This is a genomic window from Nonomuraea sp. NPDC001831 (assembly GCF_042892035.1).
Taxonomy (GTDB): Bacteria; Actinomycetota; Actinomycetes; order Streptosporangiales; family Streptosporangiaceae; genus Nonomuraea.
Genome location: NZ_JBIATU010000003.1, coordinates 175,151 through 198,591 on the forward strand (window position 1 = coordinate 175,151; position 23,441 = coordinate 198,591).

At 72.2% G+C, this 23,441-nt stretch carries 25 protein-coding genes; 12 read left to right on the plus strand and 13 right to left on the minus strand.

Annotated elements, in window-relative coordinates:
• Nucleotides 1-58: 58 nt before the first annotated feature.
• Complete coding sequence (locus tag ACFYYW_RS11785; RefSeq protein WP_387647567.1) at nt 59-652, plus strand: TetR/AcrR family transcriptional regulator; 594 nt, start codon at nt 59-61, stop codon at nt 650-652.
• An 84-nt stretch (nt 653-736) separates the two neighbouring features.
• Here the strand turns inward: ACFYYW_RS11785 and ACFYYW_RS11790 are convergent, their stop codons facing one another.
• Both ACFYYW_RS11790 and ACFYYW_RS11795 read right to left on the minus strand, forming a co-directional pair.
• A complete protein-coding gene (locus ACFYYW_RS11790) occupies nt 737-1,759 on the minus strand; it encodes an alkaline phosphatase PhoX (RefSeq protein WP_387647569.1) in 1,023 nt (340 codons plus the stop codon).
• 250 nt (nt 1,760-2,009) lie between these two features.
• A complete protein-coding gene (locus ACFYYW_RS11795; protein WP_352322906.1) occupies nt 2,010-2,477 on the minus strand; it encodes a DNA starvation/stationary phase protection protein in 468 nt (155 codons plus the stop codon).
• Between the two features lie 116 nt (nt 2,478-2,593).
• Here ACFYYW_RS11795 and ACFYYW_RS11800 point away from each other — a divergent pair, with 116 nt between their 5' ends.
• The 3 genes from ACFYYW_RS11800 (at nt 2,594) to mmuM (ending at nt 7,039) form a co-directional block, all read left to right on the plus strand.
• Nucleotides 2,594-3,259, plus strand: a complete 666-nt coding sequence (locus ACFYYW_RS11800) for a helix-turn-helix domain-containing protein (RefSeq protein WP_387647571.1) — start codon at nt 2,594-2,596, stop codon at nt 3,257-3,259.
• The gene (locus tag ACFYYW_RS11805) at nt 3,256-5,775 is read left to right on the plus strand and encodes a VIT domain-containing protein (protein ID WP_387647573.1); all 2,520 of its coding nucleotides are present in this window, start codon (nt 3,256-3,258) and stop codon (nt 5,773-5,775) included. The genes ACFYYW_RS11800 and ACFYYW_RS11805 overlap by 4 nt, the downstream gene beginning before the upstream one ends.
• Nucleotides 5,776-6,172: 397 nt before the next feature.
• Entirely contained in the window at nt 6,173-7,039 is an 867-nt protein-coding gene (gene mmuM / locus ACFYYW_RS11810; RefSeq protein WP_387647575.1) for a homocysteine S-methyltransferase, read from the plus strand.
• Nucleotides 7,040-7,275: 236 nt separating this feature from the next.
• Here the strand turns inward: mmuM and ACFYYW_RS11815 are convergent, their stop codons facing one another.
• Nucleotides 7,276-7,704 (minus strand): DoxX family protein, encoded by a 429-nt coding sequence (locus ACFYYW_RS11815; protein WP_352322910.1) that lies wholly within the window; start codon nt 7,702-7,704, stop codon nt 7,276-7,278.
• Nucleotides 7,705-7,784: 80 nt separating this feature from the next.
• Here ACFYYW_RS11815 and ACFYYW_RS11820 point away from each other — a divergent pair, with 80 nt between their 5' ends.
• On the plus strand, nt 7,785-8,240 hold the full coding sequence (locus tag ACFYYW_RS11820) for a MarR family transcriptional regulator (protein ID WP_352322911.1): 456 nt from the start codon (nt 7,785-7,787) through the stop codon (nt 8,238-8,240).
• Between the two features lie 14 nt (nt 8,241-8,254).
• Here the strand turns inward: ACFYYW_RS11820 and ACFYYW_RS11825 are convergent, their stop codons facing one another.
• Nucleotides 8,255-8,962: a lysophospholipid acyltransferase family protein gene (locus tag ACFYYW_RS11825; protein ID WP_387647577.1), complete on the minus strand. Its 708-nt coding sequence runs from the start codon at nt 8,960-8,962 to the stop codon at nt 8,255-8,257.
• 147 nt (nt 8,963-9,109) lie between these two features.
• On the opposite strand from ACFYYW_RS11825, the gene ACFYYW_RS11830 reads away from it, so the two are divergent.
• Together ACFYYW_RS11830 and ACFYYW_RS11835 are read left to right on the plus strand one after the other, a co-directional pair.
• The gene (locus tag ACFYYW_RS11830) at nt 9,110-9,868 is read left to right on the plus strand and encodes an alpha/beta fold hydrolase (protein WP_352322913.1); all 759 of its coding nucleotides are present in this window, start codon (nt 9,110-9,112) and stop codon (nt 9,866-9,868) included.
• 46 nt (nt 9,869-9,914) lie between these two features.
• A complete protein-coding gene (locus ACFYYW_RS11835; protein ID WP_352322914.1) occupies nt 9,915-10,391 on the plus strand; it encodes a hypothetical protein in 477 nt (158 codons plus the stop codon).
• A gap of 9 nt (nt 10,392-10,400) precedes the next feature.
• Here the strand turns inward: ACFYYW_RS11835 and ACFYYW_RS11840 are convergent, their stop codons facing one another.
• From ACFYYW_RS11840 to ACFYYW_RS11870, 7 genes are all read right to left on the minus strand, one after another.
• A complete protein-coding gene (locus tag ACFYYW_RS11840) occupies nt 10,401-11,507 on the minus strand; it encodes a hypothetical protein (protein WP_352322915.1) in 1,107 nt (368 codons plus the stop codon).
• A gap of 37 nt (nt 11,508-11,544) precedes the next feature.
• The gene (locus ACFYYW_RS11845) at nt 11,545-12,279 is read right to left on the minus strand and encodes an endonuclease/exonuclease/phosphatase family protein (protein ID WP_387647581.1); all 735 of its coding nucleotides are present in this window, start codon (nt 12,277-12,279) and stop codon (nt 11,545-11,547) included.
• A 12-nt stretch (nt 12,280-12,291) separates the two neighbouring features.
• Entirely contained in the window at nt 12,292-13,224 is a 933-nt protein-coding gene (locus ACFYYW_RS11850; RefSeq protein ID WP_387647584.1) for an ROK family glucokinase, read from the minus strand.
• Nucleotides 13,225-13,237: 13 nt separating this feature from the next.
• The gene (locus ACFYYW_RS11855) at nt 13,238-13,633 is read right to left on the minus strand and encodes a hypothetical protein (protein ID WP_352322918.1); all 396 of its coding nucleotides are present in this window, start codon (nt 13,631-13,633) and stop codon (nt 13,238-13,240) included.
• Between the two features lie 39 nt (nt 13,634-13,672).
• A complete protein-coding gene (locus tag ACFYYW_RS11860) occupies nt 13,673-14,836 on the minus strand; it encodes an ArsA family ATPase (RefSeq protein ID WP_352322919.1) in 1,164 nt (387 codons plus the stop codon).
• Nucleotides 14,833-15,276 carry an SRPBCC family protein gene (locus ACFYYW_RS11865; protein ID WP_387647587.1) on the minus strand — a complete coding sequence of 148 codons (444 nt, stop codon included), beginning with the start codon at nt 15,274-15,276 and terminating at the stop codon, nt 14,833-14,835. The genes ACFYYW_RS11860 and ACFYYW_RS11865 overlap by 4 nt, the downstream gene beginning before the upstream one ends.
• Nucleotides 15,277-15,359: 83 nt before the next feature.
• Nucleotides 15,360-16,127 carry a metallophosphoesterase gene (locus ACFYYW_RS11870; RefSeq protein ID WP_352322921.1) on the minus strand — a complete coding sequence of 256 codons (768 nt, stop codon included), beginning with the start codon at nt 16,125-16,127 and terminating at the stop codon, nt 15,360-15,362.
• Between the two features lie 128 nt (nt 16,128-16,255).
• On the opposite strand from ACFYYW_RS11870, the gene ACFYYW_RS11875 reads away from it, so the two are divergent.
• Nucleotides 16,256-18,001, plus strand: a complete 1,746-nt coding sequence (locus tag ACFYYW_RS11875) for an AMP-dependent synthetase/ligase (protein ID WP_387647590.1) — start codon at nt 16,256-16,258, stop codon at nt 17,999-18,001.
• Nucleotides 18,002-18,004: 3 nt separating this feature from the next.
• On the opposite strand, the gene ACFYYW_RS11880 is transcribed toward ACFYYW_RS11875, so the two are convergent.
• Nucleotides 18,005-18,397: a MerR family transcriptional regulator gene (locus ACFYYW_RS11880; protein WP_387647593.1), complete on the minus strand. Its 393-nt coding sequence runs from the start codon at nt 18,395-18,397 to the stop codon at nt 18,005-18,007.
• Nucleotides 18,398-18,456: 59 nt separating this feature from the next.
• Between ACFYYW_RS11880 and ACFYYW_RS11885 the strand changes: the two genes are divergently transcribed.
• The gene (locus ACFYYW_RS11885) at nt 18,457-19,350 is read left to right on the plus strand and encodes an aldo/keto reductase (protein ID WP_387647596.1); all 894 of its coding nucleotides are present in this window, start codon (nt 18,457-18,459) and stop codon (nt 19,348-19,350) included.
• Between the two features lie 53 nt (nt 19,351-19,403).
• Here the strand turns inward: ACFYYW_RS11885 and ACFYYW_RS11890 are convergent, their stop codons facing one another.
• A complete protein-coding gene (locus ACFYYW_RS11890) occupies nt 19,404-20,186 on the minus strand; it encodes a DeoR/GlpR family DNA-binding transcription regulator (RefSeq protein ID WP_387647599.1) in 783 nt (260 codons plus the stop codon).
• Between the two features lie 182 nt (nt 20,187-20,368).
• On the opposite strand from ACFYYW_RS11890, the gene ACFYYW_RS11895 reads away from it, so the two are divergent.
• The 3 genes from ACFYYW_RS11895 to ACFYYW_RS11905 are packed head-to-tail and all read left to right on the plus strand — an operon-like array spanning nt 20,369 to nt 23,441.
• A complete protein-coding gene (locus ACFYYW_RS11895) occupies nt 20,369-21,655 on the plus strand; it encodes an ABC transporter substrate-binding protein (protein WP_387647602.1) in 1,287 nt (428 codons plus the stop codon).
• The gene (locus ACFYYW_RS11900; RefSeq protein ID WP_387647605.1) at nt 21,655-22,527 is read left to right on the plus strand and encodes a carbohydrate ABC transporter permease; all 873 of its coding nucleotides are present in this window, start codon (nt 21,655-21,657) and stop codon (nt 22,525-22,527) included. Before ACFYYW_RS11895 ends, ACFYYW_RS11900 begins: the two co-directional genes overlap by 1 nt.
• Nucleotides 22,524-23,441 carry a carbohydrate ABC transporter permease gene (locus ACFYYW_RS11905; protein WP_387647607.1) on the plus strand — a complete coding sequence of 306 codons (918 nt, stop codon included), beginning with the start codon at nt 22,524-22,526 and terminating at the stop codon, nt 23,439-23,441. Before ACFYYW_RS11900 ends, ACFYYW_RS11905 begins: the two co-directional genes overlap by 4 nt.

Here is a 23,441-nt window from a genome sequence, read left to right on the forward strand (position 1 = left end):
TTTCGCTGTCGAACCCAGAAATACAAGTAAATGCTCGTATTTGTCAACGAGGTGACCCATGCCTGAACGCACGGTCCGCAGGCAGGCGCGCGGCCTGAAGCGGATGGCCGAGATCCTCGACGCGGCGGAGTCGGTGATCGCCGAGGTCGGCTACCCGGACATGACGACGAACCAGGTCGCCGCGCGGGCGGGGCTCTCCCCCGGGTCGCTGTACCAGTTCTTCCGGAACAAGGAGGAGATCCTGGACGGCCTGGTGTCCCGCTACACCGACGACCGGGACGAGTTCTGGGCGGCCCGGCTGGCGGCGATCACCCCGGACGTCCCGCTGGAGACACTGGTGGGGCAGCTCGTGGACGAGAGCGTGGCGTTCAAGGCCGACTCACCGGCGTACTGGTCGCTGCTGTACGGGTCGGCCACCGGCGACCGGCTCGCGGCGGCCTCCCAGCGCATGCACGCCTCGCTGGCGGAGCGGATCGCGGCGCTGCTGCGACGGCGTTCGCCCGAGCTGCCGCAGGAGCGGGCGCTGCTCAACGCGACGATGGCGCTGGCCATGGTGAAGGCGGTGCTGCCCATGCTGGGGCCGGCGACGCCCGAGCGCGGCGCGGAGCTCGTGGCCGAGCTCAAGCTCATGCTGGTCCGCTACCTGACCTGAGCCCGCGATCACGGGTGGGGCCGCTACCTGACCTGAGCCTGCGATCACGGGAGGAAGGGGCCGTTACCTGACCTGAGCCTGCGATCAGGGACGGAAGGGGCCGCTGACCTCGAAGGTGTGGCCCTCGGTGCGGCCGCGCCTGGCCGAGAAGTAGAGCCGGTCGCCCCTCGGCGAGAACGCCAGCCCCGTGAGCTCGGCCCCCTCGTGCCCGGTGAGCCGCAGGAACGGCGTGACGGCCCGGTCGGGCGCGATGACGTCGATCTCCGTGGTCTCCCTGGCCACGTAGAGGTCGCCCGAGGGGGCGGCGGTGATCGCGCGCACGCCCTCGCACAGCCGGTCGAGCGTGGAGGTGTGGGCGTCGTAGGCCCACAGGCCGGTGTCGCCCTTGGTGGTGAAGTAGCAGACGCCGCCCGCGTAGTGGCAGCCGTCACCGCCGTCGAAGTGGCGGGCGTCCTCGACCTGGTGGCGGGCCGCGGTGAGCAGCGCGGCCGGGGACGGCACCGGCCGCCAGCCGCCCGACGCGCACAACACCTCCAGCGTGCCCTCCGTCAGGTCGCCCCAGTCGCCGGGGCGGAAGCGGTAGAAGCAGCCGTCGTGCTCGTCCTCGGTCATGTAGACGACGCGCCGCTCGGGGTCGCAGGCGGCGGCCTCGTGCCGGAAGCGGCCCATGGCCAGGCGGGGGCGGGCCGCGCGGGCGCCGTAGGGGTCGCACTCGAAGACGCGGCCGCGGTCGCCGAGCTCGCACGACAGCCAGGTGTGCCACGGCGTGGCGCCGCCCGCGCAGTTGAGGTCGGTGCCGGACAGGATGCGGTAGGCGTCGGCGACCGAGCCGTCGGCGTGGAAGCGCAGCGCGGAGGCGCCGCCGAGCAGGGGCAGCTCGGAGTTGGAGACGTAGATCCAGCCGGCGCCGTCGGGGAAACAGGCGCCGCCGTCGGGCGCGGCGTGCCAGGTGAGCCCGGCCACCTTGTCGCCCGACCGGGCCACCACCCGGCCGGTGAAGCCCGGCGGCAGCGCGAGCCCGTCGGCGGACGCCGGCGTGAGCGGCCCGTACGGGCTGATGCCGCCCTGCAAGAGCGGGCCCGTGCGGAGGAGAGTCTTGTGGGACATCGTGGGGCCTCCCTCTAGGTGCCACGCTAGTCGACCGCACCGACATGAATGGCAAGGACTCGTGACATCAAACTCTGCGCAAACCCCGCGCTCCGTCGTGGCGTGAGATCGCCGCGGGCCCCTGGACGATGCGGGACAGTCCGTACCCACTGGGCGGAAGATCGCCCACCCCGGGGGCGGACACACGAAAGCCCGGGCACTGTGGTCGTGCCCGGGCTCTTCGGGTGGTGCGGCCGGCGGCCGCGCGCGGTCAGCGCTGGGCCTGGAACATCCAGTGCTGCTTGTCGATGTCCTGCGTCACGGCGATGAGCAGGTCCTGGCTGACGGGGTCGGCCTCGTCGGTGGCGCGGATGCGGTCGTACATGCGCTTGCTGATGCCGTCGAGGATGTCAGTGATCGTCGCCACCACCTTGCCGTCCTCCAGCCAGCCGCGCTCGGGCTGCTGGAGCTGGGTGGACCTGGCGACGGTCGCCGAACGCCCGTCGGGGTTCACGCCGAGGGCTACCGCGCGCTCGGCGATGGTGTCCATATGGGTACGGGCCAGGTCGGTCAGCTCGTCGAGCTGAAGGTGAATCGGGCGGAAATGGGCGCCGACGAGGTTCCAGTGCGCCTGCTTGGCGATCAGCGACAGATCGATCAGATCGACCAGGGCGCCCTGCAGGGCTTCGGCGACGGCGTTCTTGGCTTCGCCCGAGAGCGGACCGGTGATCGTAGCCATGTCGTATTTCCTCCCCTTCAGTGGTGCTTTCGCCTATTTAGAACGTCATCCGGGGCTGGATTCTTCCGATCTTTCCCTTGTTGACAGTGTAATAGTGACAGTGTCACTGTGGAGGTATGAGCGACACCTGGACCATCGGCGAGCTGGCCGAGCACGCGGCGCGGGCGCTGCGCGCCGGGGCGCAGCCGGTCAACGGCCGGGTCCGCGACGTGCCCGGGGAACGCCTGATCAGGTGGTACACCACCATCGGCCTCGTGGACCCGCCCCTGACCCGGCGCGGCAGGATCGCCCGCTACGGCCGGCGGCACCTGCTGCAACTGGTGGCGGTCAAGCGCATGCAGGCGGCGGGGCACTCGATCGCCGAGATCCAGACGGCGCTGGCCGGCGCGACGAACGCCACGCTGGCGGCGGCCGCCGGTCTCGCCGACGTGCCGTCCGCGGCCGAGGGGCGGGCGGTCCCCGTCTCCCCGCCGGACGGCCCGCGCTTCGCGGGGCCCGCGTCCGTCATCGCCACGACGGCGAACGGGACGCCCGGCGGCGAGCCGGGCCGTGAGAGGTTCTGGGCCGAACGGCCGGTCCGCCCCGCCCCGGCCGGGAGCGAACGCCCCGCCGACGCGGAAGCGGCGCGTGCCGGGGGCGGCCCGGTCGCCGGGGTCGTGCTCGCGGACGGGGTGCGGGTGGTGTGGGACGGGGGGCGCCCTCCGTCCGAGGACGACGTTCAGGCGGTGCTGGCGGCGGCTGGGCCGCTGCTCGCGGTGCTCGTAGAGAGGAGACTGCTGTGAAGATCACTTCGCTGGAGCCCGCACGGTGCCTGCCGGTGCCGGACGCCGGGTTCGGCGCGCTGCTGACCGAGCGCGGCAACCTGCCGCTGGACAGCGTGGACGTCCGCGCCGACATCGCCGGGCTCGTCGCCGGGGTCGAGGTCGAGCAGGGGTTCCGCAACCCGTTCGACGTCACGCTGGAGGCGACCTACGTCTTCCCGCTGCCCGACCGGGCGGCGGTGACGGGGTTCCGGATGGAGGCCGACGACCGGGTCGTGGAGGGCGTGCTGAAGGAGCGCGGCCAGGCCAGGGCCGACTACGACCAGGCGCTGCGCGAGGGCCGGCGGGCGGCCATCGCCGAGGAGGACCGGCCCGACGTCTTCACCATCCGGGTGGGCAACATCCTGCCCGGCGAACGCGTCTCGGTCCGGCTGACCATGAGCCAGCCCCTCCCCTACGAGGACGGCGCGGCGACCTTCCGGTTCCCGCTCGTCGTGGCCCCCCGGTACGTCCCGGGCACCCCGCTCGACGGCGACCCGGCGGGCTCCGGGGTGGCGCCGGACACCGACGCCGTGCCCGACGCGTCGAGGATCACGCCGCCGGTGCTGCTGCCCGGCTTCCCCAGCCCCGTGCGGCTCTCGCTCACCGCCCGCGTCGACGCCTCCGGGCTCGATCTGCGGGAGCTGGCCTCCAGCCTGCACGTGGTCGAGGAGGACGGCCACACCGTGCGCCTGCGTCCGGGCGAGCGCCTCGACCGTGACTTCATCCTGCGGCTGTCGTTCGAGGCGTCCACGTCCCTGCAGCTCGACGGGCGGGGGACGTTCGCGCTCACCGTCGTCCCGCCCGCCCTGCAGGCCGCCCGCGCGCCGCGGGACGTGGTGCTGGTGCTCGACCGTTCGGGCAGCATGGGCGGCTGGAAGATGGTCGCGGCGCGGCGGGCGGCGGCGCGCATCGTCGACACGCTGACCGCGCACGACCGTTTCAACGTGCTGACGTTCGACTCGGTGGTGGAGACGGCGTTCGAGGGGCTGGTGGAGGCGTCCGACCGCAACCGGTACCGCGCGGTCGAGCACCTGGCGCGGGTCGACGCGCGCGGCGGCACCGAGCTGCTCGAACCGCTGCGCCGCGCCATCGCCCTCCTCGGCGCGCCCGGCGACAGGGAGCGGGTGGTGGTGCTGGTCACCGACGGCCAGGTGGGCAACGAGGACCAGATCCTGGAGCAGGCCGGCGGCGCGCTGTCGGCGATGCGGGTGCACACGGTCGGCATCGACCGGGCGGTGAACGCCGGCTTCCTCGGCCGGCTCGCCGGGCTGGGCGCCGGCCGGTGCGAGCTGGTCGAGTCCGAGGACCGGCTCGACGCGGCGATGGAGCAGATCCACCGCAGGATCGGCGCGCCGCTGGTGACGGACCTGTCCCTGAAGGGGCTGGAGACCGAGCCCGGCTCGGTGACCCACCTCGGCTCGATCTTCCCGGGGGTCCCGCTCCGTGTGTACGGACGGTGCCGCGAGGGCGCCGAGGCCGTCACCGTGCGCGGCACGTCGGCCGGGGGGCCGTGGGAGGAGCGGGTCACGGGGGTGACCACCGGCAGCCCCGCCCTGCGCGCCGTCTGGGCCCGCGCCCACCTGCGTGAGCTGGAGGACCGGTACGCCATGGGCGAGCACGGCCTGGAGCCGCGGATCGTCGAGGTCTCGCTGGAGAACGGCGTGCTGTGCAGGTTCACGGCGTACGTGGCGATCGACACGCGGCAGGTCGCGGAGGGCGCGCCCGAGCACCGGGTCATCCAGCCGGTCGAGCCGCCCAGCGGGTGGGAGCTGCCGCCGAACCCGTCCATGGGCGGGCGGTTCGTGGCGCAGGCGATGACGATGGCGCGTCCCGCGAGCGCTCCGCGGATGATGCCGCCGGCCCCGGCGTCTCTCGACCAGGGCTTCGACCGGGGCTTCGGCGCGCCGCCTACGCTCGGCGGCCCCGCCCCGGCCGACGCCCCCTTCCCGGCCCCGCCTCTGGCGGGCGGCCCCGCGGGTCCTTCGCCGTCCGCGCCCGGCGGCGGGGCGCCGTCCGCGCCCGGTTCCGGTGGCGGCCCTGGGCCCGGGGCCTCGCCGAAGTTCGCGCCTCCGTCGTCGCCGCGTCCGGCGCTCCGGCTGGAGTCGGTCCGGCCGCAACTGAAGGCCGAGCTCGACCGGCTCAGGGCGATGCGCGTGCCGGACGCGCCGTACCTGGCCGACCTGGGCTCGCGTCTGGCGGCGCTGGCGGCGTACCTGGGCGGGAACGAGGCGCTGGCGACGCTGGCCTCCGATCTGGAGGCGGCCGAACGTCCCGGCACGGACCTCCGCGCCCTGCACGACCACGCCGTCGCAACGCTGGCCGCCCTCACCGGCGCCCCCGCCGACCGCGTCCCGGCCGACCCCGCCCGCCCGGAGGACCCCGCCCTCCCGGAGGACCCCGTCGCTCCCGGTGACCCGCTCCCCGGGGACGGCCCGCTCGCCCCGGGCGACCCCGAGCCCGGCAAGCGCCACCGCCCCTTCTGGAAACGCGGCTGACGCTCACCTGACACCCCGGCCGCGCTGCGCCACCCCGCAGCGCTGCCGGGTGTCAGGGGTCGGCGGTGGCGCCGTTTTCAGAACCGCCGTTTCCGCCAAAGGCGGGAATTCTGGATTCTTTGCCGATTTCACCGCCTAATCAACTCGACGAGCTGCAGGCCCGGCGCAATGGGCCGGTGGCGGGCGTCCGTGGGACTGCGGGACCACCCGACAAGCCCCGGCGCCGCGGACGACCCGGCACATCCGCGTACCGGCGCACGGAAAACCCCGGCACCCGCGAGCACCCATTATGAATTCCACGCCCGGTCATATCCCGGCCGCGATATTCAGGCGTCCCCGGGAAAAGGCGTGCCATTCTCATGTGCCACCATCCCCCGCGGCCTCCTATTCTGGACGGGTGAGCACACTCGTCCTGGACGGCGGCCTGTCCACGCATCTGGAGTCGCTCGGCGCGGATCTGCGCGACGAGCTCTGGTCGGCGCGCCTGCTGCTGGAGCAGCCCGAGCTGATCAGGCGGGTGCACGCCGACTACTACGCGGCGGGCGCCGACGTGGCCACCACGGCGAGCTACCAGGCCACCATCCCCGGCTTCCAGCGCCGCGGGCTCGACCGCTCCGAGGCCGAGCGGCTGATCAGGTTGTCGGTCGAGCTGGCCGGGCAGGCCCGCGACGAGGCCGGCCACGGCCTGGTGGCCGCCTCGGTCGGCCCCTACGGCGCCTATCTGGCCAACGGCGCCGAGTACACCGGCGACTACGACCTCGACGAAGACGGCCTGCTGGCCTGGCACCGTCCGCGCTGGGAGATCCTGGCCGCCGCCGGGGCCGACCTGCTGGCCTGCGAGACCATCCCGTCCTACGCCGAGGCGCGGGCGCTGGCCGCGCTGCTGGCCTCCACTCCGGGGGTCAAGGCGTGGGTGAGCTTCTCCTGCCGCGACGCCGAGCGCATCAACGACGGCACCCCGATCGACCGGGCCGCCGCGCTGTTCTCCGGGAACCCGCAGGTGGTGGCGGTAGGCGTCAACTGCACGGCGCCGCGGCACATCCCCGGGCTGGTCGCCCGCCTGTCCGGCGGCCTGCCGGTCGTGGTCTACCCGAACTCGGGCGAGACGTGGGACGCCGAGCAGCGCCGGTGGCTGGGCCTGTCCGACCCGGTGGAGTACGGCCTGGCCGCCAAGGAGTGGGAGCGCGCGGGGGCGTCGCTGATCGGCGGCTGCTGCCGTACGACCCCTGAGCACATCAGGCAGATCCGCGCCCACCTGACCTGACGCCCGGCCCGCCGAGACGTCACCATCACACCGGAACCCCCCGGCCGCAGGACTCCCCCGCACACCGTACGGACGAAGCCCTGGCCGTCCGCCCGCGCACGCCGTACGGACGGAGCCCCGCCCCCACGACGCGCGCACGCCGTACGGACGAAGCCCCGGCCGCGGGACCCCCGCGCACGCCGCGCCACGGGCGTGGGCGCGCGCGAGGGCCGCGAGCGGCCGGTACGGGCGGGCCGCTAGGCGGTCGCCGGAGCCGTGGTGCGACGGCGGCCGAGGAAGGCGTCGAGCGCCAGGGCGCCGCCGCCGGTGAATCCCACCGCCAGGCTCGCCGCCGCCAGCGCGAGGACGAACTCGTAGCCCCCTTCACCGGCCCCGAAGCCGCTGGAGCCGTGGACGAACACGATGGCCCCGATCATGTCGAGGGCCAGCAGCGTGCCCGCGATCGGCAGGGCGGCGCCGAGGATCAGCGCGATCCCGCCGGCCACCTCCAGCACCGCCACGGCCGGTGCGGCCACCCCGGCCAGCGGGATGCCCGCGGACTCGAAGAACTTCGTGGTGCCCGCGATGCCCATGTCGGCGAACTTCTGGTAGCCGTGCACCAGGAAGATCACGCCGACGGCGATCCTGGCCAGCAGCAGGGCGATGGGACGCGCCCGGTCGATCATGGACCCTCCAAGGGAGTCGTTCAGATTTGAACAACCACTCTACCGGTAGTTCAAATCTGAACAACAAGTACACTTGGGACGTGACGGACACCCGCTGGCTCGACGAGACGGAGATGGCCGCCTGGCGCGCCTTCCTGTCGGCCTCCCACCTGCTCGAACGGCGCATCGAGGAGCAGCTCAAGGCCGCGGCCGGGCTGACGCACCCGCAGTACGAGATCCTGGTGCGGTTGTCGGCCGCTCCGGAGCGCCGGATGCGCATGACCGAGCTGGCCCGGGGCGTGGTGGTGTCGAAGAGCGCGCTGACGTACCAGATCACCCAGTTGGAGAAGGCGGGGCTGGTGGAGCGCGCCACGTGCCCGTCCGACGAGCGCGGGGTGCTGGCGGTGCTCACGGACGCGGGCGAGCGCTGCCTGGAACGCGTCGCTCCCGGGCACGTGGCGGTCGTGCGGGACTACCTGATCGACCGGCTCAGCCGCGCCGAGCTGACCTCACTGACCAGCGCGATGACGAAAAGCGAACAAGCTCTCAGGAGCTGAGACGAGCAGGGCTCTCAGGAGCCGGCCTTGGCGGCGGCGCGGCGGGCGCGTTCCATCTCGACGCGGGCGCTGGCGGCGTACTTGTCGACGTACTCCTGGCCGGACAGCTCCATCAGCGCGTACATGATCTCGTCGGTGACCGCGCGCAGGACCAGCCGGTCGTCCTCCATGCCGTAGTAGCGGGAGAAGTCGAGCGGCTTGCCGAACCGGACGCCCGGCCGGATGCCGAGCTTGGGGAACAGCCGCCCGGGCGGCATCATCTCGTACGTGTTGACCATCGCCCACGGGATGACCGGCGCCCGCGACTCCAGCGCCAGCCGGGCCACGCCGGTCTTGCCCTTGTAGAGGCGGCCGTCGGGCGAACGGGTGCCCTCGGGGTAGATGCCGAGGACGTTGCCCTCGCGCAGGATGCGCAGGCCGGTACGGAGCGCGGCCTCGCTGGCCTTGCCGCCGGAGCGGTCGATCGGCACGGTGCCGACGCCGCTGAAGAACAGCCGGGTGAAGAAGCCCTTGATGCCGGTGCCGGTGAAGTAGTCGGCCTTGCCGAGCGAGATCACCTTGCGGCGGATCTGCAGCGGGCCGAAGAAGTGGTCGGCGAAGGAGAGGTGGTTTCCGGCCAGGATCGCGGGCCCCTGCTTGGGTACGTTGTCGCCGCCCTCCGTCCACGGGCGGAAGAGCATGAGGATCGGCTTCAAGATGGCCTTGACCACCCAGTAGAACACCCGGCCACCTCTTCCCCAGGACATCGTGATTGAGCAGAGTCATCTTCCCATCCCTGGCGAGATGCAACTACACCAGCTCTCGCACAATCACCCCTGAACGTGCGACGATCGGGCAGTTCCGGGATGAAATTGCGTCAAGGAGCTGTTATGCCGCTCATGCCAGGCGCGGAGCCCTACCACCACCGAGCGGGTCAGGTCGGTGTGCTGCTGTGCCACGGGTTCACCGGCACGCCGCAGTCGCTGCGGCCCTGGGCCGAGTACCTGGCGGGCCATGGGGTCAGCGTCTCGCTGCCCCGCCAGCCGGGGCACGGCACCACGTGGCAGGAGATGAACCGCACCCGCTGGGAAGATTGGTACGCCGAGGTGGAGAAGGCGTTCGCCGACCTCCAGGGGCGCTGCTCGGAGATGTTCGTGGCGGGCCTGTCGCTGGGCGGCTGCCTGGCGCTGCGGCTGGCCGAGGTGCACGGGGACGCGATCAGGGGCGTGGTGGTGGTCAACCCGTCCATCGCCAGTGACGTGCCGCTGCTGAGGCTGGCGCCGCTGCTGAAGTGGTTCCTGCCGTCGGTGCCCGGCGTCGCCAACGACGTCAAGAAGCCCGGCGTGACCGAGCTGGCCTACGCCCGTACGCCGGTCAAGGCGGCCGCGTCGCTGCCGGGGCTGTGGTCGCTGGTGCAGGCCGACCTGGCGAAGGTCACCCAGCCGCTGCTGGTCTTCCACAGCCGTGACGACCACGTGGTGAAACCGACGAGTGTGGCGATCATTCGCCAGAAGGTCCCGCAGGCCACGATCGAGGAGCTCACGGACAGCTACCATGTTGCGACGCTTGACAACGATGCCGACAGGATCTTTGCCGGTAGCCTCGACTTCATCCGGACACATGCCTCGGTACCCTTGCAGAGGGACTGATCGCACCCAGGGGGAAGTCGCGATCGCTGCGGAGAGGCCCATCTAGGTGACGCCCCAGAGTGACGAGGACGAGGTCTGGCGGCAGATCGTCGCGTCCTTCAACGACACAGCCGAGCGCGACTCGGCCGACCAGCCATGGCCGGACAGCGAGAACGTGCCCGCCGAGCCCACCCGCAGGGTGGTCAAACCGTCCGAGGAGCCCGAGCTCGGCCAGTCCGCGCCCGACCGCGACGACCGCGACGACCGCGACGAACCCGCCCGCGACGACGAGGACGAGGGGCACTTCGAGCCGCCTCCCCCGCCGCCGCTGCCCAAGCTCGACCTGCCCACCAAGCTCGCCTGGGTGGCGCTGTTCGGCGGGCCCGCCTACCTGCTGGTGGCGGCGATGGCCAGCTGGCAGATGGAGGGGTGGGCGCTGTTCACCGCGGTGGCGGCGTTCATCGGCGGGTTCGTGGCGTTGGTCGTGCGCATGGGCGACGGGCCGCCCAACGACTCGGGCTGGGACGACGGCGCCGTCCTGTAGGCCGGCCCGCTACGACTTGGCCGTGGTGGTGCGGGGGGCGAAGGACTCCACCACGTCGGTGTAGCGGTCGGCCGCGTCGACGGCGTGGCCGACCGCCCACAGCGCCCCCTTGCCGGCCAGGTAGGCCACCGCCTGGAGGCGTACGCTGCTGCGGCCCTTCTCGGCGGCGCCGCGGATGATCTGGCAGGCGTCCTTCTCGCAGCGCATCACGAACGGCTGGGCCGCCTGCTCCGGGTCGTAGCCGGTCATCCAGTAGCGGCCCTTGCCGTCGCCGGTGACGCCGTAGAGGCGGGCGCCGGTGGCCGGGATCGCCAGGCGCTGCCAGCGCTTGCCGTTCCAGGTGAGCACGAGCGGCGAGATCTCGCCGGGACCGTGGTAGATCCCGCCGACGGCCACCGCCCGCTTGGAGCTGTCGACCTGGATGTCACGCAGGTAGCCGCCGGGGACGGCGGGCACGGACATCGACTTCCAGGCCCCGGACGTGTAATGCATGATCAGCGGCGCGCCGCCGGTGTCGCCGACGGCGAAGCCCGAGGCGACCGCGTAGAGCGCGCCCTTCTCCTTGGTCTCCTGGACGGTCCAGGTGTTGCCCTGGCCGGTGAGGATGAGCCCGTACTTCTCCCGGCTGCCGACCGCGACCACCCGGCCCGCCTTGGCGTCGATGCCGCCCAGCCAGTCGCCGGCGTGCAGCCCCTGCGGCCGGACCCGGTCGAAGCCCGTGACGTCGCCGTGGGCCAGGTAGGGCAGGCCGTCGTGGCCGTCGCCGACCGCCCACACGTCGGAGGCCCCGGCGGCGGCCAGGCCGCGCAGGTTGCCCGCGGCGGTGGCGTCGCGCACGGCCACCTCGTTCCAGGAGGCGCCGTTCCAGTGGCGGATCGTGCCGCGGTTCTTCCAGACGTCCCAGATCTCCTGCTGGCCGACCGCCCACACGTCGCCCGGCGAGACGGCGAGCACGTCGGAGAGCGAGCCGTCCGCGTCGAGGCGCGCGCTCGTCGACTTCTGCCACGCCTCGGCGGCGGGGCGGGGCTCGGCATGCGCGGCGGGCGTGACCTGCGGCAAGGCCACGGACGTCGCCAGAAGGACGGAGAGCGCACGCCGCTGAGAGCGACGGGTCATGAACAAATGCTACGGGCTGGCCCGGGCGGCTCGCCCGTCAGAGTCCAACCTGCAACTCGGCGAGCACCGGCAGATGGTCGCTGGCCCCGGCCAGATCGGCGTTCCCGGCCGCCACTCCCCCGCAGGACAGGACGCGTGCCTCGCGCGCGGCGAACACCGCGTCGATGCGCTCGGCGGGCCGCGCGGCCGGGAAGGTCAGCCCGTCGCCCGCGGGCGCGACGGCGTGGCAGTCGGACAGCCGGGCGGCCAGGAAACGCCAGGCCGGCTGGTGTCCCCGCTCGTTGACGTCGGCGCCGACCACGACGGCGGCGCCGTGCGCGGCGGCCGCCCGTTCCATGAGGGACATGGCCTCGCCCGCGTGCCGCAGCCGGGCGGCGAGGTGCAGGTCGAGGTGGAGCGAGCCGACGGCCAGCCGCGCGCCGCCGATCTCGACGACGGCAACGGCCAGCACCCGGCGTTCCAGGCCGGGGAACGCCTTGAGCCGGTGCAGCCGCGCCTGCAGCACCCGGGCCCGCGGCCCGGCCAGCACGCACACGCCGCCGGCGCGTCCGGGCGTGGCCACCCGCAGCCCGCCGGCCTCGGCCAGGGCCCGGCGCCTGGCCCGCCACCGGACGAACCTCGGCGCCTCCTGGACGCACACCAGGTCGGCCCGCATGGCGGCGAGCACCCGGCGCAGCGCGGGCACGTCGTCGCGCATGCTGCGCACGTTGTACGAGGCGACCCTGACCAGCACGCCCTCGCGCATGCCCGGCGTGCCGGACGAGGGAGCCACGGCCGGCACGCGCTAGCGCCGCCTGGCCAGGTCGGCGGCCCCGACGACCCCGGCGGACGCGCCCAGCTCGGCCAGCCGGATCTCGGCGAGCGGCCGGTGGCCGTGGCCGGTGAGCTGCCTGGCGAACACCTCGCGGGCCTCGTCGAGGAACAGGTCGGCGGCCCGTGAGACGCCGCCGCCGACGATGAAGCAGCCGGGGTCGAGCACGGCGGCCAGGTCGGCCATGCCCTGCCCGAGCCAGTCGGCCAGGCTGCGGAAGGCGGCCAGCGAGGCCTTGTCGCCCAGCCGGGCGGCCTCGGTCACCTCTTCGCCCTCGATCCGGCCGCCGGCCAGGCCGAGCAGGATCTCGGCGCGGTCGGGCTGCCGGGCGGCGATCTCCCTGGCCTCCTTGACCAGGGCCTGGCCGCTGGCGTACTGCTCCCAGCAGCCGATGTTGCCGCAGCCGCACACCCGTCCGTCGGGCACGACCTGCATGTGGCCGAGCTCGGCGCCCATCCCCCAGCGGCCGCGGTAGAGGGCGCCGTCGATGACGATGCCGCCGCCGATGCCGGTGCCGAGCGTCAGGCAGACGACGTGGGACTGGCCGCGCCCGGCGCCGAACCTGGTCTCGCCCCAGGCCATGGCGTTGGCGTCGTTCTCGATCACGACGGGCAGGCCGACCAGGTCGCTGATCTTCTTCTGCAGCGGCTCCTCGCGCCAGGCGAGGTTGGGGGCGAAGCGCACGATCGAGCGGGTCTCGTCGACGAACCCGGCCGCGCCGACGCCGACCGCCTCGACGTCCCTGCCCTGCGACAGCTCGCGGACGACGTCCGCGACCGTGTCGGCGACCACGTCGGGCCGGTCGGCCGCGGTCGGCCTGAGCGTGTGTTCGACGATCTCGCCGTTGTCGTCGACCACGCCCGCGGCGACCTTGGTACCGCCGATGTCGACACCGATCGTGAGCATGCCGCCTGTCTCCCTATCCCAGATCTATGTGTTCCACGTCGCCGCGGTCGCGGTCACGGGTGTCGCGCGGCCCGCGGGGGGCGGGCCTGCTCAGCGCGTCGAAGGCGCCGCGCACCGCGGCGAACAGCTCGCCGCCCGCGGCCACCAGGTGACCGGTCACGTCGGAGCCCGACTCCCGCTGCGCCGCGATCGCCCGGCACACCGGGCAGGCGCGGCAGATGTACTCGTCGTGGGGCTCGGACACCGCCTCGCTCCACACGTCCCGCTCCTTGCGGGCGCCGCCGCCCGTGAAGGAGTTGTAGACGGTCCTGCCGACCTGGCGCGTGGCGCGCCCCTGGATCGTCTCGAACAGCTTGCGCGCCTCGTCGGCCACGGTGCCGATGGGGTCTCTGTCGTTGTTGTCGGTCATCTGGCCCTCCCTGCGTATGGTTCGCTCATCCTGCTCAACTCATTCGGAGCCGGATTCGCTCCCCACACTGAACCGTATTCTCAGCGCGCCGTCGCGGAGCACGGCGGAGCCGATCTTCCTGCGGGCCAGCGCCGCGGGCAGCGCGAGGATCCGGCGGTACGGGCCGGCGGTGATGATGAGCTCGTCGCCCTTGCGGGCCAGGTCGACGTCGTCGTGGTCGGCCCCTGGGAGGGCGAGCGTCAGCTCGTCGGCGCTTAGCCGCAGCGGCGGCTCGACGGCGGGCGCGGCGAACGGGTCGGTGTCCCCGTAGACGGAGGCGCCCACCTCGGCCAGCGCGCGCCGGCCGACCGGCTCGGCCGGCAGGTACGGCACGGTGTGGACGGGCAGCGGCGCGAACGACTCCTCGGCCTCGGCCAGCAGCCTGGCCTGCGCGCTCACCCAGTTGGCCCGCCACTCGTCGGCGCCGCCGGCCGGGAAGACCCGGTTGGCGATGACGGCGTCGACGCGGTAGCCGTACAGGTTGAGCGAGGTGAGGGTGCGCCTGGCCTCGGCGAGCACCACGGCCTCGGGGGTGAGCACCAGCCGCACGGACGCGCTGTCGCCGGTGAGCAGCTCGCGCACCTCCATCAGCCCGCGGTGGAACCGCTCGGCGGCGTTCATGACGTCGTCGTCCGGCGCGCTGATCCTGGCCACGCTGCGCATGAACGGCGAGACGACCTTGACGAGCTTGCGGCCGACCGGCATGAGCCTGGTGACGTGCCAGTCGAGCGCCTCGGGCAGCGCCAGCAGCCGCAGCGTCTCGGCGGTGGGGGCGCAGTCGATGACGATGACGTCCCAGGCGCCCTGACGGGCGTGCTCGCGCAGTTCGAGCAGGGCGATGACCTCCTCGGCGCCGGGCAGCACGGTGATCTCCTCGGAGGTGATCTCGTCGAGGCCCAGCTCGGTGAGCACGCCCCTGGCGTAGTGCTGCAGGTCGCCCCAGTGGCGCTCCAGGGTCTTCTGCGTGTCGACCTGGTGCAGGTGGAGGCCGGGCGCGATCTCGCCGGGCTCGACGGCGAGCGCGTCGGCCAGCGAGTGCGCGGTGTCGGTGGAGACGATGAGCGTCTTGAGCCCGCGCTCGGCGGCCAGCGTGGCGGTCGCGGCGGCGGCGGTGGTCTTGCCCACGCCGCCCTTGCCGGTGAAGAGCAGGACGCGGGGGCTCACCGGGTACGGCCCTCGACGCGCTTCTTCAGGCCCTTGAGCGCGGTGTCCACGATCACCTTCTCGGCCTTGCGCTTGATCATCCCGATCATGGGCACCGTGAGGTCGACGGTGAGCTCGTACGTCACGTCGGTGCCACTGCCCGTCTCGGTGAGCTGGTAACTTCCGCGCAGGTCGCCGACCATCTTGCCCGGCTCGACCACCTGCCAGCGCACGCCGTCGTCGCCGTCCCAGGTGTAGGCCAGGGTGTAGGTGTCGTTGATCACGCCCGCGTCGAGGACGAACCGCACCTGCTCGGGCCGCCCGTCGGCGCCCGTGCTGACGACCTCGGCGCGCTTGATCGATCCGGCCCATTCGGGATAGGCGGGGAAGTCGGCGATGACCGCCATGACCTCTGCGCGGCCGGCGCCGATGGTGGTGCTCGAAGTGGTGCGATCAGCCATGCGACCACCGTAATGCAGAATCCGCCCGTTGCGGCGGAGCGCCGGTCACGGGCCGTCCAGCTCACCATTCCAGGACGAACGGCTCACCATTCCAGGACGAACGGCTCTCCTCTCCCGCGGAAGTGGCCGACGTTCACGCACTCGGTGCGGCCCACGCGGGCGCGGCGGTGGAGGGGCTGGTGAACATGGCCGAACAGGGCGTAACGCGGCTGGGTGCGCCGGATGGCCGCCAGCGTGGCCTCGCTGCCGCGCTCGAAGCGCCTGGCCACGACGTCGTAGAGCAGCTCGGGCAGGGCGGGCGGGATGTGGCAGCACAGCACGTCGACCTCGCCGATCGCCTCGACCTTGGCGGCGTACTCCTCGTCGCCGATCTCGTACGGGGTGCGGTAGGGGGTCTTGAGGCCGCCGCCGACGAAGCCGAAGCGCAGGCCGCCGATCTCCACCACCTCACCGTCGAGCACCTGATGGCCCGGTTTGAGGTAGTCGGGCCACAGGCGGGGAATGTCCACGTTGCCGTAGGTGAGGTAGGCGGGGGTGGGCATGGCCGCGAAGAGGGTGGCGTACTGGGCGCGCACGTTGCGCTCGATGTGCTCGCGCGGGTCGCCGTCGAGGGTGGCCCACAGGCGCGCCGACATGGCCCTGGCCTCGTCGAAGCGCTTGGCCGTGCGCAGGGCGATGAACTCGGCGGCCCGCTCCGCGCCGAACAGGTCGGCGAAGATGCCGTTGGCGTGGTCGTCGTAGTCGATGAAGAGGATCAGGTCGCCCAGGCACACCAGCGCGTCGGCGCCCTCGCCCGCGCGGGCCAGCGCGTCGGCCCTGCCGTGCACGTCACTCACCACGTGGACCCTCATGGGGAAATCCTAGGTGGGACGGCTGCTAGCGTGATGAACGCCCTTCATAACGCTCCCATGACGATGCTACCGGCGCGTAACTTAAGGCGGTAACGTCCAGGCGGTCCCCGTAGAGGAGTTGAAAGTTCGTGCGCGAGTACAGCGTCCCCGTCCTGGTCGATGTGCCTGCCTCAGCAAGCCTGCCCGACACGGTCTTCGACCGGGCCGAGCGGGAGCCCGGCACCGTGATCATGCGCCGCAAGACCGACGACGGCTGGCCCGTCGTGACCGCGGGCGAGTTCCGCGACCAGGTGGTCGAGGTGGCCAGGGGGCTCATCGCGGCCGGGATCGAGCACGGCGACCGGGTCGCGCTGATGTCGCGCACGCGTTACGAGTGGACGCTGGTCGACTACGCCCTGTGGTCCGTCGGCGCGGTCACCGTCCCGATCTACGAGACGTCGTCGGTGGAGCAGGTCCGGTGGATCCTGGCCGACAGCGAGGCCAAGGCGGCCTTCGTCGAGCTCGACGCGCACGAGGAGACCGTGCGCGAGGCCGCGCCCGAGCTCAAGGCCGTGTGGCGGGTCGAGGGGCGGCTCGACGCGGAGGGCGTGCCCGACTCGGCCGTCGAGGAGCGCAGGAAGCAGGTCGTCGCCGCCGACCTGGCCACGATCGTCTACACCTCGGGCACCACCGGCCGTCCCAAGGGCTGCCGCATCACCCACGACAACCTGCTGTTCACCGCGCTCAACGTGCTGCGCGGGCCGCTCGACCCGCTGTTCAGCTCGAACGCCCCGGCGGCGCTGCTGTTCCTGCCGCTCGCGCACATCTTCGCGCGGATGATCCAGGTGGTGCTGGTCGAGGCCGGCGCGATCATGGCGCACACCCCGAACATGAAGAACGTCGCCCCCGACCTCCAGGACTTCAAGCCGACGTTCCTGCTGGGCGTGCCGCGCGTGTTCGAGAAGGTCTACAACGGCGCCGAGCAGAAGGCCGCCGCGGGCGGCAAGGGCAAGATCTTCGCTCGCGCCGTCGACGTGGCGGTGGCCTGGAGCAAGGCCGAGGCGTCCGGCGGCGCGCCGCTCGGCCTGCGGCTGCGCCACCTGCTGTTCGACCGGCTGGTCTACGCCAAGCTGCGGGCGGCCACCGGCGGCCGGCTGTCGGCCGCCGTCTCCGGCGGCTCGGCGCTCGGCGACCGGCTCGGCCACTTCTTCCGGGGCGTCGGCATCGAGGTCTTCGAGGGCTACGGCCTGACCGAGACCTCCGCCCCCATCTCGGTCAACATGCCGGGCGCCAACAAGATCGGCACGGTCGGCAAGCCGCTGCCCGGCGTCTCGGTCCGCATCGGCGACGACGGCGAGATCCTGGCCAAGGGCCGCAACGTCTTCCACGGCTACTGGAAGAACGACGCCGCCACCGCCGAGGCGGTCGACGCCGACGGCTGGTACCACACGGGCGACGTGGGCGAGCTCGACGCCGACGGCTACCTGCGCATCACCGGCCGCAAGAAGGAGATCCTGGTGACGGCCGCGGGCAAGAACGTCGCCCCCGGCCCGCTGGAGGACGCGCTGCGCGCCCACCCGCTGGTGTCCCAGGCGATGATCGTCGGCGAGGGCCGCCCGTTCGTCGCCGCGCTGGTCACGCTCGACCCCGAGGCGACGCCCGCCGGGCGCGGCGCGGCCGAGCTGCGCACCGACCCGGCGATCCTGGCGCAGGTCCAGGAGGCCGTCGACCGGGCCAACGGCATGGTGTCGAAGGCCGAGCAGATCAAGAAGTTCACGATCCTCGACGCCGACCTCACCGAGGAGAGCGGCCACCTGACGCCGACGCTGAAGGTCAAGCGCAACCTGGTGATGCGCGACTACGCCAAGGAGATCGACGAGCTCTACCGCCACTAGCCGTCAGGCGGCCCTCACCAGCTCACCGGCCGGCTCATCGGCCGGGTCGCCGGCCCGCTCGGTCGCGGCCAGGATCGCGGCCAGGGCCTGGCGGGTGGCCTGGAGCTCGGCCAGCTGCTCGTCCAGGCCGGTGAGCCGGCCGCGGAGGGCGTCGAGGGTGCACGCGTCCAGCACCTCGCCGGAGCCGGAGGCGCACGGGAGCACGTCCTTGATCACTTTGGTCGGCAGGCCCGCGGCGAGCAGCGTGCGGATGCGCCGGACCACGACGGGCGCGTCCGTTCCGTAGCGCCGGTGACCGCCGTCGGCCCGGTACGACGTCAGCAGCCCCTGCTCCTCGTAGTAGCGCAGCAGCCGGGGGCTGACCCCGGTCTCCGCGGAGAGCGCGCCGATCTTCACGTGATGCTCCTCACACCCGCTTGCATCTCACATCGATGTGAGCTTCTAGCGTGACGTCCATGAGAGAAATTCCTCGCGAAACTGTACAGACGTTCACCATTGGCGGAGACCTGGAGGTGCGCCGGATCGGCTACGGGTCGATGCGGCTGGCCGACGCCCCTGACCCCGCGCGCCCGGCGACGGAAGCGCCCATCTGGGAGGCGCCGGCGGACCGGGCGGGCGCCGTGGCCGTGTTGCGCCGGGCGGCCGAGCTGGGCGTGAACCTCTTCGACACCGCCGACTCCTACGCGCTCGGCGCCAACGAGGAGCTGATCGCCGAGGCGCTGCACCCGTACGGGGACGGCGTGGCGGTGGCCACCAAGATCGGCGTGCTGCGGCCCTCCCCCGCCGAGTGGGTGCCGCTCGGCCATCCGGCCTACCTGCGCCAGCAGGCCGAGCTGAGCCTGCGCCGGCTGCGGGTGGAGCGCATCGACCTGCTCCAGCTGCACCGCCTGGACCCGGCCTACCCGCTCGCCGACCAGATCGGCGCGCTCAAGCAGCTCAGGGACGAGGGCAAGGTCCGGCACATCGGCCTGTCGGAGGTGAGCGTCGAGGAGCTGCGCCGGGCGGCGGAGATCACGCCGATCGCGGCCGTGCAGAACATGTACAACCTGGCCACCCGGCAGCACGAGGACGTCGTGGACCACGCCGCCGCGCACGGCATCGCGTTCCTGCCCTTCTTCCCGATCGCGGCGGGCTCGCACGCCGGGCCCGGCACGCCGCTGGCGGCGGTGGCGGCCGAGATCGGCGTCACCCCGGCCCAGGCGTCGCTGGCCTGGCTGCTGCGCCGCTCCCCCACGGTGATTCCGATCCCGGGCACCTCCTCGATCGGGCACCTGGAGGAGAACGTGGCGGCGTTGTCGGTCGAGCTCTCCGACGAGCAGTACGACCGGCTGTCGGCGGCGGTCGCTTGAGGCCGCCGTCCGCGAGCGGGGGCGCGGCGCGGCCCCTCGACCGGTGACGGGCCTCATCTCGGGACGGGCCGAGCCTCCGCCAGGACGAGCCGGCCGGCCCGTTCCGACAGCGCCTGCCTGGCCGCCTCCGGCAGGCCGGTGTCGGAGACGACCACGTCGGCCTCGCCGAGCTCGGCGATCGTGCTGATGCCGACGGTCCCCCACTTGGTGTGGTCGGCCAGCACGACGAGCCGGGAGGCCGCCTCGACCAGCGCGCGGTCGGTCTCGGCCTCCATCATGTTGGGGGTGGTGAAGCCCGTCCGCGCGGTCATGCCGTGCACGCCCAGGAAGAGCAGGTCCACGTTGAGCCGGCGGACGGCGGCGACGGCGACCGGGCCGACCAGGGCGTCAGAGGGGGTGCGCACGCCGCCGGTGAGCACGACCGTCTGGTCGGGGCGGCCGGCGTGCTGGAAGACGTCGGCGACGCGGACGGAGTTCGTCACGACGGTCAGGCCGGGGACCTGGCCCAGGTGGTGGGCGAGCGTCCAGGTCGTGGTGCCGGCCGACAGGGCCACGGCCGTGCCGGGGCGGACGAGCGCGACGGCGTGCCCGGCGATGGCCTGCTTCTCCGCCTCCTGCTGCACGGACTTGGCGGCGAAGCCGGGCTCGTTCGTGGCGCCGATGGTGGTCGCGCCGCCGTGCACCTTGGCCAGCAGGCCGCGCTCGGCCAGCAGCTCCAGGTCACGCCGGATCGTGATGTCGGAGACGCCGAACGTGCGCACCAGGTCCACGACCCGGACGCCGCCGTTCTGCCGGACGAGGTCCAGGATCGCCTGCTGACGCTGCGGGGCGAGCATCGCATCACCAGATCCCAACAGGTTCCGACACATCCCGTCCGCATCATGACATGACACCGACCTGGTGAATGCGTCGAAAACGTCATGAAACAGTGCGTTGACAGCGGTAGGGCTTCGTCTTTCGATGAATGGGTGTGAGCGAACTCGGGGGAATCTGAAGGGTCCGGCAAGGAGGAACCACCATGGACCGACACATGCCGATCTCCCGCCGCCGTCTACTGCTCGGAGCCGCCGCGTTCGGCGTGCCCGCCGTCCTCGTCGGGTGCGGATCCGGCAGCCCCGCCACCGGGCCCGGCAGGTCGTCCGGCGCTGGGACGGGCACGGTCACGATCGGCTCGAACGCCTCCGACGAGGTCCCCAAGAAGGCCCTGGAGACCGTGCTCAAGGGCTTCACCCAGGCCGTCCCGAAGGTCAACACGGTCGACCACAACACGTTCCAGGAGAACATCAACCGCTATCTCAAGGGCACGCCCGACGACGTGTTCACCTGGTTCGCCGGCTACCGGATGCGCTTCTTCGCCGAGCAGGGCCTGGCGACCGACATCTCGGACGTGTGGCGGGAGATCGGCGGCGACTACACGCAGGCGTTCAAGGACCAGTCGACCGGCACCGACGGCAAGCAGTACTTCGTGCCGTTCACCTACTACCCGTGGGCCGTCTTCTACCGCAAGAGCCTGTGGCGGGCCAAGGGGTACGAGCCCCCGCGGACCCTGGACGAGTTCACCGCCCTGGCCAGGAGGATGAAGGCCGACGGGCTGGTCCCGATCGCCTTCGCCGACAAGGACGGCTGGCCGGCGATGGGCACGTTCGACATCCTGAACATGCGCACGAACGGCTACGACTTCCACATCTCGCTCATGGCAGGCAAGGAGTCGTGGACCGACCCCAGGGTCAGGCAGGTCTTCGACACCTGGCGGGGGCTGATGGAGTACCACCAGCCGGCCGCGCTCGGGCGTACCTGGCAGGAGGCCGGGCAGTCGCTCGCGCAGAAGAAGACCGGCATGATCCTGCTCGGCATGTTCGTCGCCCAGCAGTTCCCCGAGGCCGACCGCGACGACCTCGACTTCTTCACCTTCCCCGAGATCGACCCCGCCCACGGCACCGACTCGATCGACGCCCCCATCGACGGCTACATGATCTCGGCCAAGGCCCGGAACGTGGACGGCGCCAAGGCGCTGCTGAAGCACCTGGCCAAGGGCTCGTCCCAGAACGAGGCGACCAGGCTCGACCCGGGCACGCTGGCCTCCAGCTCCAAGGCCGACACCAGCGGCTACAGCGCCCTGCAGAAGCGCGGCGCCGAACTGGTCTCCCAGGCCACCCATCTGGCGCAGTTCCTCGACCGCGACACCCGGCCGGACTTCGCCTCCACCGTGATGATCCCGTCCCTGCAGGCGTTCGTCGGCGCGCCGGACGAGATCGACTCCCTGCTGGCGGGCATCGAGAAGCAGAAGGCCAACATCTTCCGCTGATGGCCGTCAAAACCCGTCGCTACTCCGCCCGGGACGTGACCGTGCTGGTCATCGGGCTGGGGATGGCCGTCATCGTCAACGTGGGCCTCATCTGGGGGCCCGCGCTGGCCTCCGTCGCGCTGTCCGGCACCGACTGGAACGGCATCGGGCCGATCGAGTGGGTGGGCGGGCGCAACTACCACGACCTGGCCACCGCGTACCCGCCGTTCTGGTCGGCGGTGCGCAACAACGTGTTGTGGCTGGGCTTCCTGGGGCTGGTCGCGACGCCGTTCGGACTGTTCTGCGCGGTGCTGCTGGACCGGCGGCTGCGCTGGTCGCGGGTCTACCAGAGCGCGCTCTACCTGCCGGTCGTGTTGTCGCTGGCCGTGGTGGGCTTCATCGCGCAGCTCGTCTACTCCTCCGACTACGGCGTGCTGAACGCGGTCACCGGCCTGACCGTGGACTGGCTGGGCGACCGGTCGATCAACATCTGGGTCGTGATGGTCGCGGCCGGCTGGCGGCACGTCGGCTACGTCATGATCATCTACCTGGCCGGGCTCAAGGCCGTGGACCCGGCGCTGAAGGAGGCCGCCGCCATCGACGGCGCCACCGAGGCGCAGGCCTTCTTCCGCGTGGTGTTCCCGACGCTGCGGCCGGTCAACGTGATCGTGCTGGTCATCACCGTGATCGAGGCGCTGCGCGCGTTCGACGTCGTCTACGCCGTCAACAAGGGCAGGAACGGCCTGGAGCTGCTGTCGGTGCTGGTCACCGAGAACATCGTGGGCGAGGCCGGCCGCATCGGCTTCGGCTCGGCCATCGCCGTCATCCTGCTGGTCATCTCGCTGGGGTTCATCGTCACGTACCTGTCGCAGCTGTTCAAGGAGGAGCGATGACGCTCACCGCGCCCGCCGCCGCTCCCCCGGCGCAAGGCCGGCGGCCGCCCGCCCGCCGGCCCCTGCGGCCGCTGCGCGTCCTGCTGCACGCCTTCCTCGCGCTGGTCGCGCTGGGCTGGCTGCTGCCGCTGGCCCTGTCGGTCTACGCCTCGCTGCGGCCGTACGAGGAGACGGCCCGGCTGGGTTACCTGTCGGTGCCCGAGCACCTCACGCTCGGCTACTACGCCGAGGCGTGGAGCCAGGCCGAGCTGCCCCGCTACTACCTGAACACGCTGATCATCGTCGTCCCCGGGGTGCTGGTCACGCTGTCGCTGGCCTCGTTCACGGCGTTCGCCGTCGCGCGGGTGCGCGTCCCGGGGCGCAAGGCGCTGCTGATCGTGTTCACCGCCGGGAACCTGATGCCGCCGCAGGTGCTCATCACCCCGCTCTACACCCTCTACACGCTGGTGCCGCTGCCCGCCTGGCTGTCGGACTCCCAGTCGCTCTACGACTCCTACCTCGGGCTGATCCTCATCCACGTGGCGTTCCAGTTCGGCTTCTGCGTCTTCGTCATCGCGAACTTCATGCGGACGATCCCGGAGGAGATCACCGAGGCGGCGCTCGTGGACGGCGCGAGCGTGTGGAAGCGCTACTGGCGGCTCACCCTGCCGCTGTGCAGGCCGGTGCTGGCGGCGCTGGCCACCCTGGAGTTCACCTGGATGTACAACGACTTCCTGTGGGCGCTGGTGCTGATGTCCTCGGGCGACAAACTGCCGGTGACCTCGGCGCTGAACAACCTGCGCGGCCAGTTCTTCACCGACTACAACCTGCTGGCGGCCGGGTCCCTGCTGGTGGCGCTGCCCACGCTGGTCGTCTTCCAGCTCCTGCACAAGCAGTTCGTCGCCGGGCTCACGCTGGGCTCGACCAAGGGCTAG

Bases quoted from the DNA above. Each gene is read 5' to 3' on its own strand.
- ACFYYW_RS11870 (WP_352322921.1), bottom strand. From the start codon at position 16,127: ATGAGGGTCCACGTGGTGAGTGACGTGCACGGCAGGGCCGACGCGCTG.
- ACFYYW_RS11895 (WP_387647602.1), top strand. From the start codon at position 20,369: ATGGACCGACACATGCCGATCTCCCGCCGCCGTCTACTGCTCGGAGCC.
- ACFYYW_RS11865 (WP_387647587.1), bottom strand. From the start codon at position 15,276: ATGGCTGATCGCACCACTTCGAGCACCACCATCGGCGCCGGCCGCGCA.
- ACFYYW_RS11905 (WP_387647607.1), top strand. From the start codon at position 22,524: ATGACGCTCACCGCGCCCGCCGCCGCTCCCCCGGCGCAAGGCCGGCGG.
- ACFYYW_RS11800 (WP_387647571.1), top strand. From the start codon at position 2,594: ATGAGCGACACCTGGACCATCGGCGAGCTGGCCGAGCACGCGGCGCGG.
- ACFYYW_RS11855 (WP_352322918.1), bottom strand. From the start codon at position 13,633: ATGACCGACAACAACGACAGAGACCCCATCGGCACCGTGGCCGACGAG.
- ACFYYW_RS11890 (WP_387647599.1), bottom strand. From the start codon at position 20,186: ATGCTCGCCCCGCAGCGTCAGCAGGCGATCCTGGACCTCGTCCGGCAG.
- ACFYYW_RS11790 (WP_387647569.1), bottom strand. From the start codon at position 1,759: ATGTCCCACAAGACTCTCCTCCGCACGGGCCCGCTCTTGCAGGGCGGC.
- ACFYYW_RS11885 (WP_387647596.1), top strand. From the start codon at position 18,457: ATGAGAGAAATTCCTCGCGAAACTGTACAGACGTTCACCATTGGCGGA.
- ACFYYW_RS11795 (WP_352322906.1), bottom strand. From the start codon at position 2,477: ATGGCTACGATCACCGGTCCGCTCTCGGGCGAAGCCAAGAACGCCGTC.
- ACFYYW_RS11840 (WP_352322915.1), bottom strand. From the start codon at position 11,507: ATGACCCGTCGCTCTCAGCGGCGTGCGCTCTCCGTCCTTCTGGCGACG.
- ACFYYW_RS11900 (WP_387647605.1), top strand. From the start codon at position 21,655: ATGGCCGTCAAAACCCGTCGCTACTCCGCCCGGGACGTGACCGTGCTG.
- ACFYYW_RS11850 (WP_387647584.1), bottom strand. From the start codon at position 13,224: ATGCTCACGATCGGTGTCGACATCGGCGGTACCAAGGTCGCCGCGGGC.
- ACFYYW_RS11785 (WP_387647567.1), top strand. From the start codon at position 59: ATGCCTGAACGCACGGTCCGCAGGCAGGCGCGCGGCCTGAAGCGGATG.
- ACFYYW_RS11830 (WP_352322913.1), top strand. From the start codon at position 9,110: ATGCCGCTCATGCCAGGCGCGGAGCCCTACCACCACCGAGCGGGTCAG.
- ACFYYW_RS11815 (WP_352322910.1), bottom strand. From the start codon at position 7,704: ATGATCGACCGGGCGCGTCCCATCGCCCTGCTGCTGGCCAGGATCGCC.